Origin of the sequence: Rhodopseudomonas sp. B29, assembly GCF_000333455.1 — a bacterium.
Classification (GTDB): Bacteria; Pseudomonadota; Alphaproteobacteria; order Rhizobiales; family Xanthobacteraceae; genus Rhodopseudomonas.
The window spans coordinates 1-2,069 of record NZ_BADD01000477.1 but is presented as its reverse complement, the minus strand read 5'-3'; the positions used below and the strand labels follow the sequence as shown (position 1 = coordinate 2,069).

2 protein-coding genes and 2 pseudogenes are annotated in these 2,069 nt (G+C 64.0%); 3 read left to right on the top strand and 1 reads right to left on the bottom strand.

Annotated features, from left to right (window positions below):
* The 3 genes and pseudogenes from I5M_RS29990 to I5M_RS16870 form a co-directional block, all read left to right on the top strand.
* A pseudogene (locus I5M_RS29990) lies at positions 1-213 on the top strand (hypothetical protein); the annotation flags it as partial.
* Positions 214-343: 130 nt separating this feature from the next.
* Positions 344-787, top strand: a complete 444-nt coding sequence (locus I5M_RS29985) for a hypothetical protein (protein ID WP_307706461.1) — start codon at positions 344-346, stop codon at positions 785-787.
* A 164-nt stretch (positions 788-951) separates the two neighbouring features.
* Positions 952-1,632, top strand: coding sequence for a ParA family protein (locus I5M_RS16870; RefSeq protein ID WP_022722465.1), 681 nt, complete (start codon positions 952-954; stop codon positions 1,630-1,632).
* Between the two features lie 329 nt (positions 1,633-1,961).
* Here the strand turns inward: I5M_RS16870 and I5M_RS32340 are convergent.
* Positions 1,962-2,069: pseudogene (locus tag I5M_RS32340) on the bottom strand (LysR family transcriptional regulator); the annotation flags it as partial.

Below are 2,069 nucleotides of genomic sequence, written 5' to 3'. Positions count from 1 at the left end.
GAACAACAGCAGGCCTGTTCCGACGACGCGATGCGGCTGTGCGGCAACTATGTGCCGGACGTCGATCGCATCACCGCCTGCATGATCCAGCGCAAGCAGTATCTGTCGCCGGCATGCCGCGCGCAGTTCGGGCCGCCGGAACAGGAGGCGCGAAGCGCGCCGACGGACATCAGGCCGCATCGGCACAAGCCGAGGCGGCGGGACGACGACTAACCGGTCGGCGATCCAGCGATGTGGCGCTTCGATCAGGACACAGCAATGCCGCGGCATGGTGTCGCTCCTGATCGAGCAGTGGCGCACTATCTCTTCCGCGACTGACTTGTTCATCTCGGGAGCCGCCCACGTGGCCGAACTGAATCATCGCGACGAACTCGACCGCCACATGGCGTGGTTCGAGTCCAAGCTGCCCGAGCGGCCGGCGCATTTCGTCTCCTGGCTGCGGCGACCGTCGTCGAAGTACGTCCGGTTGCCGCTCGGCGTAGCGCTCGTCGGCGGTGGCGTGCTGAGCTTTCTGCCGGTGCTCGGGTTGTGGATGCTGCCGCTCGGCATGATCCTGATCGCGCAGGATGTGCCTGCCCTGGAAAAGCCAACGGCGCGAACGCTCGGATGGCTGGAGCGCAAATGGATCGCGCGGCAGCGCGGCAAAGGTCGCGATCCGAATCCGGATGGCACGGAGGATGATGCGGGCCCAGTCGCTGTAATCGACACGTCATCATCGGTAGCGCACGACAAGCAAGCCGATGCGGGGCTGCAGCAGGCCCGATTACGACCGCGGCGGCGCGCTTAGGTGGTCACTATCAGCCGCGATTGTTCATTTTCGCATCAGATAGTGTGACTCAAAAGCCAACTCGTCGCGGTAATCGCGCTCGGGGCGATTTGATTTGCAAATTTTTCTTTCGCGAATCAACGCGCTGATTCACTTTTGCGCGAAGGTCAACCGGAGGCCATCGGATGAACGTCATCGTATTTGCTTCGCGTAAGGGTGGGGCGGGGAAAAGTACCCTGGCTGCGCACCTTGCTGCTCATGTGCACAAGTCTTCGAAGCCGTGCCTGCTGATCGATGCCGATCCACAGGGGTCGCTGACGCTGTGGCACAAGCTGCGCGGCACCGACGAGCCGGCGCTGCGCACCGCCTCGCGCGCCGTCGGCGAGATCATTGCCCAGGCCAAGCGCGACGGCATCGAGTGGGTGTTCATCGACACGCCACCGAACGTGTCGGCTGTCGTCGACGACGCCATCCGCAACGCCACGATGGTGATTATTCCGGCACGCCCGGGCGTGTTCGACGTCAACGCCGTTCAGGATACGATCCAGACCTGCCGCACTCATCGCAAGCCTTATGCGGTGGTGCTCAACGGCGCGCCGGCGCTGCGCGATGAAGTCGAGAGCCGCATCGTCACCATCGCCCGTGAAGCGCTGGCGAAGTTCAAGGCCCCGGTGTGGGGCGGCCAGATCACCAACCGCGCCGACCTGCTGATGGCGCTCGGCGAGGGCCAGGGTGCGCGCGAATACGCGGCCGAAGGTCGTGCGGCCTACGAGATCGGACGGTTGTGGGCGGCGATCGAGCGCTCGATCAAGGCGATCCGTGGCACGGCGTCGGCCGGCGGCGCGATGCACAAGCAGGCCGCCTGACGTAGCGCCCAACCGCCCGCCCGACACTTCGCGTTGTTCAGCCGAGCCCAAAGCTCGGCTGTCGCATTTCAGCCTGTCTCGACAACGCAAAAAGAAACCGGGCTCACCAGGAGCCCGGCTCAAAGGTTGTGGCCCGGTGGGCCGACACAATCACCTTCCAAGAGGGATGACTGAGCAGCCCCGCAGCAGGAGGAGGGGGACACAAGCAGCGCGACCGCTCAGCGTGTGAACAGTTGAGCTCCGATCCCGACCCGAGGCAACCAGTTGGCCCGCATGTCAGTCATGCGATGGTCTAATTGCAGAGCTGACTGCGCCCAGAGCGGGGCAGCTCAACTCGGCCAGCGCTGCGCCTTGTTGACGACGAAATCGCGGAACACCTGCACGCGCGCCACGGTCTTCAACTCTTTCGGGTAGACAAAGTAGGTGTCTAGCTGGAT